Source organism: Spirillospora sp. NPDC049652 (assembly GCF_040675125.1).
Classification (GTDB): domain Bacteria; phylum Actinomycetota; class Actinomycetes; order Streptosporangiales; family Streptosporangiaceae; genus Spirillospora.
This window is the reverse complement of record NZ_JBFAOF010000350.1, coordinates 1-6,900: the sequence shown is the minus strand read 5'-3', so window position 1 is coordinate 6,900 and position 6,900 is coordinate 1. Positions and strand designations below refer to the sequence as shown.

The window sequence follows — 6,900 nt, the reverse complement described above, 5'->3', positions numbered from 1 at the left end:
GTGGGCGTCCTGGCGGCGACGCCCCCGGCGTGGCGCGCGTCCCGCACCGACGTGCTCACCGCCGTCCGGACGGACTGACCAGGGCCCGGCCCGCCACCTCGCGGCGGCCGGCGCCTACCCCTTCGCCAGGACGTCCAGCACGAAGGCGGTGGTGCGACGATGCCAGAGCCCCGGACGGCGGAGCATCGCGTGGCCCTCGCCCGGCACCGTGACGAAGCCGAGCGACGCGGCGACGGGCCGCGCCCGGTCGGCGTACCTGACCGACGCCTTGTAGGGGGTCGTGCCGTCCTCGGTGCCGTGCATGATCAGGACGCGCCGCCCGGCGAGCTGCTCGACCGGCTCGTCCCGCGGCACCCACGGGGCCAGCGCGGCGACACCGGCCACCTGCGGGTCGTCCGCGACGCGCAGCGACGTCCGCGCGCCCATCGAGTGGCCGACCAGCGCGACCGGCACGTCCGGATGGGCCCTGCGGATCTCGTCCAGGGCCCACCGGGCGTCCGGGACGGGCGACGCCTCGTCGCCGTTCCAGCCCCGGTAGCGGTACCCGAGCGACCAGACCGCCAGCCCGTGCCGTCGCCCGGCGCTGAGCAGGTGCAGGGCGAACGGGACCATGCGCAGCGCGGCCGGCTGCCGGGCGGTGGCGGGCTCGCGGCCGAACTCGCGGCCGCCGTGCAGGACGAGCGCCACCGCGTCCGGACGGGCCGGACCGCGCGGGCGCAGCCGCGGCCGCAGGTCCACCTGGAGATCCATAAGGCCAGCTTGTCACGGTTGCGGAAAATGAGTGGAGCGGGGGCGGGTCTGTGGCGAGCATCGGCAGATGAGCACCGAGCGCCCACCCACGCCTCCCGGAGAAGACCCCTCGCCCCGGCCCGCGCACGCGGCCGACGGACGCCCGCCGGAGCTGGTAGCCCTGCCGGGGCTCACGCTCCGCCGCCCGGTCGAGGACGACCTGCCGGGCCTGCTGACGGCGCTGAACGAGTCGTTCGAGCACCTGCACCCCTGGATGCCGTGGGCCTCCGAGCCGCAGACGGCCGAGCAGGAGCGGGCCTGGATCGCCGCGACCCGCCGCGCCTGGGACGCCGGCGCCGAGTACGCCTACCTGCTGGAGAGCCCGGACGGCCGGATCGCGGGCACGGTCGGGCTGCACGACCGCCTCGGCCCCGGGGCCCTGGAGATCGGCTACTGGGTGCACGTGGCGCACACCCGGCGCGGCTACGCCACCAAGGCCGCCGGGGCGCTCACCGACCTCGCGTTCGGGCTCCCCGGCGTCGAGCGCGTCGAGATCCACTGTGACGTGGCCAACAAACGCAGCGCCGCGGTCCCGCCCAAGCTCGGGTACGTGCTGCTCGGCGTCGAGGACGGCGTCCGCGAGGCCCCGGCCGAGGAGGGGCCGATGATGCGCTGGGGCATCACCCGCGAAGCCTGGGCCGGCCGCCGGGACGCCTGAAGCCCCTGGGAGCGGGGCCTGCGGGCCTCCGCGCCCCGGCCCCACCCGCCGGGTCCGCAGGACGGCCTGGAGGGGCACGGTGTGTTCCGGTGGCGGGAGATCTTCGAACACGTGTACGGTTCGAGCGTGGCCGGAGGTCCCGTGGGGGCGGGACGGCCGAGGTGAAATTCGGCGGGCGTTCTCGCTGTTGTTCAGTCGGGGGAGTCCGCGCGCCCGCGTTCTGCCGGAATTCTGTCGGACCCCCTGACTACCGTGGGGACATACCGTCCCACCGCCGCGCCCAGAAGAGGAACCGGAATAGACGCCGTGCATGACCGACTCATCGTGCGAGGAGCACGCGAGCACAACCTGAAGGACGTCTCGCTCGACCTGCCGCGGGACGCGATGATCGTGTTCACCGGGCTGTCCGGGTCGGGCAAGTCGAGCCTGGCGTTCGACACGATCTTCGCCGAGGGGCAGCGCCGCTACGTCGAGTCGCTGTCGGCCTACGCCCGCCAGTTCCTCGGGCAGATGGACAAGCCCGACGTGGACTTCATCGAGGGCCTGTCCCCGGCGGTCTCGATCGACCAGAAGTCGACCAGCAAGAACCCGCGGTCGACGGTCGGGACGATCACCGAGGTCTACGACTACCTGCGGCTGCTGTACGCGCGCATCGGGCACCCGCACTGCCCGGTCTGCGGCCGTCCGATCAGCCGCCAGGCGCCCCAGCAGATCGTCGACCGGGTGCTGGAGCTCGACGAGGGCACCCGCTTCCAGGTGCTCGCGCCGGTCATCCGCGGCCGCAAGGGCGAGTACCTGGAGCTGTTCCGCGAGCTGCAGTCCAAGGGCTACTCGCGCGCGCTCGTCGACGGCGAGATGGTCCGGCTGGACGAGCCGCCCAAGCTCAAGAAGCAGGAGAAGCACGACATCTCGGTGATCGTCGACCGGCTCGCCGTCAAGGACTCGGCGCGCCAGCGGCTCGCCGACTCCGTCGAGACGGCCCTCGGCCTGGCCGCCGGCACGATCGTGCTCGACTTCGTCGACCTGCCCGAGGACGACGAGAACCGCACCCGGATGTACTCCGAGCACCTCTACTGCCCCTACGACGACCTGTCGTTCGAGGAGCTGGAGCCCCGCTCGTTCTCCTTCAACTCGCCCTACGGCGCGTGTCCCGAGTGCACCGGCCTCGGCACCCGCATGGAGGTCGACCCCGAGCTGGTCGTCCCCGACGAGGACCTCTCGCTCGGCGAGGGCGCCATCCAGCCCTGGTCGGGCGGGCACGTCAGCGACTACTTCCTGCGGCTGCTGTCGGCGCTCGGCGACGCCATGGGCTTCGACCTGAACACGCCGTGGCGCAAGCTGCCGCTCAAGGCGCGCCGGGCGATCCTGAACGGGCACGAGACGCAGGTGCACGTCCGGTACAAGAACCGGTACGGCCGCACCCGCTCGTACTACACGTCCTACGAGGGCGTGATCCCCTACATCCACCGGCGGCACGCCGAGTCCGAGAGCGACTCCTCGCGCGAGAAGCTCGAGGGCTACATGCGCGAGATCCCGTGTCCCGCCTGCGACGGCGCGCGGCTCAAGCCGGTCGTCCTCGCGGTGACGATGGGCGGCCGGTCCATCGCCGAGGTCGCGGGCATGCCGATCGGCGAGGCCGCCAAGTTCCTGCTGGCCATGGAGCTGAACGAGCGCGACCGGCACATCGCCGAGCGGGTGCTGAAGGAGGTCAACGCCCGGCTCGGCTTCCTGCTGGACGTCGGCCTCGACTACCTCACCCTCGACCGCGCGTCCGCGACGCTGGCGGGCGGCGAGGCGCAGCGCATCCGGCTCGCCACCCAGATCGGGTCCGGGCTGGTCGGCGTCCTGTACGTGCTGGACGAGCCGTCCATCGGCCTGCACCAGCGCGACAACCAGCGGCTGCTGGAGACGCTGCTGCGGCTGCGCGACATGGGCAACACGCTGATCGTCGTCGAGCACGACGAGGACACGATCAACGCCGCCGACTGGGTCGTCGACATCGGCCCGCGCGCGGGCGAGCACGGCGGGAAGATCGTCGTGTCCGGCACCGTCGAGGAGCTCCTCGCCTCCGAGGACTCGCTGACCGGCCAGTACCTGTCCGGCCGCCGCGAGATCGCGGTGCCCGAGATCCGCCGCCCGCGGACCAAGGGCCGCGAGATCACGGTCAAGGGCGCGCAGCAGAACAACCTGCGCAACGTCGACGTCGCGTTCCCGCTCGGCGTGTTCACCGCCGTCACGGGCGTGTCCGGGTCGGGCAAGTCGACGCTGGTCAACGACATCCTCTACAACTCGCTGGCCAAGCAGCTGCACGGCGCGAAGACGGTCCCGGGCAAGCACAAGCGGGTGAACGGCGTCGACCAGCTCGACAAGGTCGTGCACGTCGACCAGTCGCCGATCGGCCGCACCCCGCGGTCGAACCCGGCCACCTACACCGGCGTGTTCGACCACATCCGCAAGCTGTTCGCGCAGACCACCGAGGCGAAGGTGCGCGGCTACCAGCCGGGCCGCTTCTCCTTCAACGTCAAGGGCGGCCGCTGCGAGAACTGCTCCGGCGACGGCACCATCAAGATCGAGATGAACTTCCTGCCGGACGTCTACGTCCCGTGCGAGGTCTGTCACGGCGCCCGGTACAACCGGGAGACCCTGGAGGTCCACTACAAGGGCAAGACGATCTCCGAGGTGCTGGACATGCCGATCGAGGAGGCCGCGGTCTTCTTCGAGCCGGTCACCGCCATCCACCGGCACCTGAAGACGCTGGTGGACGTCGGCCTCGGGTACGTCCGGCTCGGCCAGCCCGCGCCGACCCTGTCCGGCGGCGAGGCCCAGCGCGTCAAGCTCGCCGCCGAGCTGCAGCGCCGCTCCACCGGCCGCACCGTCTACGTGCTGGACGAGCCGACCACCGGCCTGCACTTCGAGGACATCCGCAAGCTCCTCGGCGTGCTGAACGGCCTGGTGGAGAAGGGCAACACGGTCATCGTCATCGAGCACAACCTGGACGTCATCAAGACCGCCGACTGGATCGTCGACATGGGCCCCGAGGGCGGCTCCCGCGGCGGCACGGTCGTCGCCCAGGGCACCCCCGAGGACGTGGCGAAGGTCGAGGGCAGCCACACCGGCACCTTCCTCGCCAAGATCCTCGGCTGACCCGGAACACCGGTGCACGGGCCGCGCGGAACCCTCCGCGCGGCCCGCGGCATGCCCGGCGCGGTCTCAGCAGGGCCGCCTCACCTCTGGCGGCAGCGCGGACGGCGGTCCGTCCCGCCTCCTACGGACTGGTGAGGCTGAGCACGGGGGAGAGCGGGAGGGTTCCGCTCAGCTTGATGCTGGCGCCGGTGGTGATGATGTCGGGGTCGCAGGAGGCGGTGACCGAGGTGGTGTGGAGGTTTCCGCCGGTGAACTTGAGCTTCCCCGCGGTGTTGGTGTAGCTCCAGGTGGTCGAACCCCCCACCGTCGCCACGCAGCCGCCGCCGTAGTCCATGGTGAACTGCATGCGCGAGATCGTCCCGGTCGCCGTCCCCGAACTGTAGCCGTCCGCGTCGAAGCTGTAGGGGAGCATGCTCATGCCGAAGGAGATCGAGAGCCCGAGGGGACCGCGGCAGTAACCCGGGCTGGCCGAATTGCTGAATGTCATGCCGGTGACGGTTCCGATGCCGATCCCGGACAACCCCGTGCCATTCCGCATGGTCCCCGTGAGCGAGGACGTGTCGCAGACGATCACCGAACCGATCGTCGCGTTCTGGACGTAGACGATTCCCTGCCCACTGAGCGTCGTCCCCCCGCCGGCCGTCCAGGTCACCAACTGGGTCCCGGCCAGCGCGGGCGCTGACAGCGCGCCCACTCCGACGAAGGCCGCGCCTGTCGCGCAGGCCGCGGCCCAGCGCCGCTTTCGCATTTCTCGCACCGGACTCTCCCTCTCTTCGGGCAAGTACGGTCGGCAATGCTCGCGACACTGTGCGGGATCGCCAAGACTCCATTGCCCATCACTGATGGGAGCCACTTTCAGTCACCTGACCAGCCTTTTCAAGGGGCGGCCGCCGTGGGGCGGATGACCACATCGCGCCACTGCTCACAAAATGAGCAGTGCGTGGAAAAGGCCTCCTCACCATGTGAGTACCCGCCGACCGCCGGAGCCGAGGGCGGCGTCTGCGGACCGCGCGGGGGCGGGCGTCGGGTCGGGGTGGGGCCGGTGCGGGATCCGGGGTGTCGTCCGGAATGATGGTGACCATGAGCGACGAAGCGACGAGCGGGGGCCGGGGAAGCCGGGTCGCCGGAGGCGGGGACGGCGCGGAGCGGGCCGTCGGACGCCGGATGGTGCTGTGCGGAACGGGCGCGGTGGGGGCCGCGCTCGGCGCCGGGATGCTGACCGGTTGCGGTCCGAAGTCGAACAAGGCGGCGTCGCAGGGCGAGCTGAAGGGCAAGGAGATCGCGAAGGTCGCCGACGTCCCGGTCGGCGGCGGCAAGGTCTACGCCGACACCAAGGTCGTGGTGACGCAGCCGAGTCAGGGCGTGTTCAAGGCGTTCAGCGCGATCTGCACCCACCAGGGCTGCCTGACCAACCGGGTCGCCGGCGGCGTCGTCAAGTGCCCGTGCCACGGCAGCGAGTTCAAGATCGCGGACGGCTCGGTGGCGAAGGGCCCGGCGAACAAGGCGCTGACCGAATACCCGGTTCAGGTCAAGGGCGACGGCATCGTGGTGGTGTGATTCCTGTGGCCTGCGGAGGCCACCGCGGGTTGAACCGGTCCTGAGCGCGATACGTACTCCTGGTGACGGCACGACACCCCCAACCGCACCGGAGGTCTGTAATGCCCCAGGAGCACGAGACCGCGATTCCCGCCCCACCCGAGCAGCGCCCGTCCGGCGACCTCGCCAGGCGGGGCCTGCTGCTCAGTGCGGGGGTCGTGGGCGTCGCCGGGCTGGCGGCGGCGTGCGGGGACTCCGACTCCGAGGGCGGGAAGCCCTCGGCGACGGCGACGCCGACCGACAACGGCGGCATGACGATGAGCAGCGGCGGCGGGGTCGTGCTCGGCGACGCCGCCGAGGTCCCGGTGGGCGGGGGCAAGGTCTTCAAGGACCGGAAGGTCGTCGTCACCCAGCCCGAGCCCGGTGAGTACCGCGCGTTCACGGCGGTCTGCACGCACCGGGGCTGCACCGTCGCCTCGGTGGCGAACGGCCTGATCAGGTGCCCCTGCCACGGCAGCGAGTTCCGCATCGACGACGGCAGGGTCGCGCGCCCGCCCGCGGGCAAGGCGCTGGTCGAGCAGGCGATCAAGGTCAGCGGCGGCAAGATCATCTTGACCTGACGGCCCGGGGCCGGGTCTCACCCGTTCACTCGGACACCCGTTCACCTCGGGCGGCCGTTCGCGCCGGCGCGGGCCTCCGCTCCGCGCGGGCCGCCCGCGCCCGGCCCGGTGCCCGGCCCGGTGCCCGGCCCGGTGCCCGGCCCGGTGCCCGGC

General features: G+C 71.8%; 6 protein-coding genes. 4 read left to right on the top strand and 2 right to left on the bottom strand.

Translation table 11 applies throughout. The annotated features are described in order from the left end of the window. Positions 1–114: 114 nt before the first annotated feature. Complete coding sequence (locus AB0J52_RS21740; protein ID WP_500183591.1) at positions 115–750, bottom strand: alpha/beta hydrolase; 636 nt, start codon at positions 748–750, stop codon at positions 115–117. 67 nt (positions 751–817) lie between these two features. Between AB0J52_RS21740 and AB0J52_RS21735 the strand changes: the two genes are divergently transcribed. Further along, positions 818–1,447 (top strand): GNAT family N-acetyltransferase, encoded by a 630-nt coding sequence (locus tag AB0J52_RS21735; protein ID WP_500183589.1) that lies wholly within the window; start codon positions 818–820, stop codon positions 1,445–1,447. A 306-nt stretch (positions 1,448–1,753) separates the two neighbouring features. Further along, positions 1,754–4,591, top strand: a complete 2,838-nt coding sequence (uvrA, locus tag AB0J52_RS21730) for an excinuclease ABC subunit UvrA (RefSeq protein WP_500183588.1) — start codon at positions 1,754–1,756, stop codon at positions 4,589–4,591. Between the two features lie 121 nt (positions 4,592–4,712). On the opposite strand, the gene AB0J52_RS21725 is transcribed toward uvrA, so the two are convergent. After that, positions 4,713–5,348: a hypothetical protein gene (locus AB0J52_RS21725; RefSeq protein WP_500183586.1), complete on the bottom strand. Its 636-nt coding sequence runs from the start codon at positions 5,346–5,348 to the stop codon at positions 4,713–4,715. A gap of 323 nt (positions 5,349–5,671) precedes the next feature. Between AB0J52_RS21725 and AB0J52_RS21720 the strand changes: the two genes are divergently transcribed. Both AB0J52_RS21720 and AB0J52_RS21715 read left to right on the top strand, forming a co-directional pair. Continuing rightward, entirely contained in the window at positions 5,672–6,148 is a 477-nt protein-coding gene (locus AB0J52_RS21720) for a Rieske (2Fe-2S) protein (RefSeq protein ID WP_500183584.1), read from the top strand. 101 nt (positions 6,149–6,249) lie between these two features. After that, positions 6,250–6,747: a Rieske (2Fe-2S) protein gene (locus AB0J52_RS21715; RefSeq protein ID WP_500183583.1), complete on the top strand. Its 498-nt coding sequence runs from the start codon at positions 6,250–6,252 to the stop codon at positions 6,745–6,747. Positions 6,748–6,900 lie beyond the last annotated feature (153 nt).

Coding starts and splice junctions, on each gene's coding strand:
- AB0J52_RS21740 (WP_500183591.1), bottom strand. CDS start 750: ATGGATCTCCAGGTGGACCTGCGGCCGCGGCTGCGCCCGCGCGGTCCG.
- AB0J52_RS21735 (WP_500183589.1), top strand. CDS start 818: ATGAGCACCGAGCGCCCACCCACGCCTCCCGGAGAAGACCCCTCGCCC.
- AB0J52_RS21720 (WP_500183584.1), top strand. CDS start 5,672: ATGAGCGACGAAGCGACGAGCGGGGGCCGGGGAAGCCGGGTCGCCGGA.
- AB0J52_RS21715 (WP_500183583.1), top strand. CDS start 6,250: ATGCCCCAGGAGCACGAGACCGCGATTCCCGCCCCACCCGAGCAGCGC.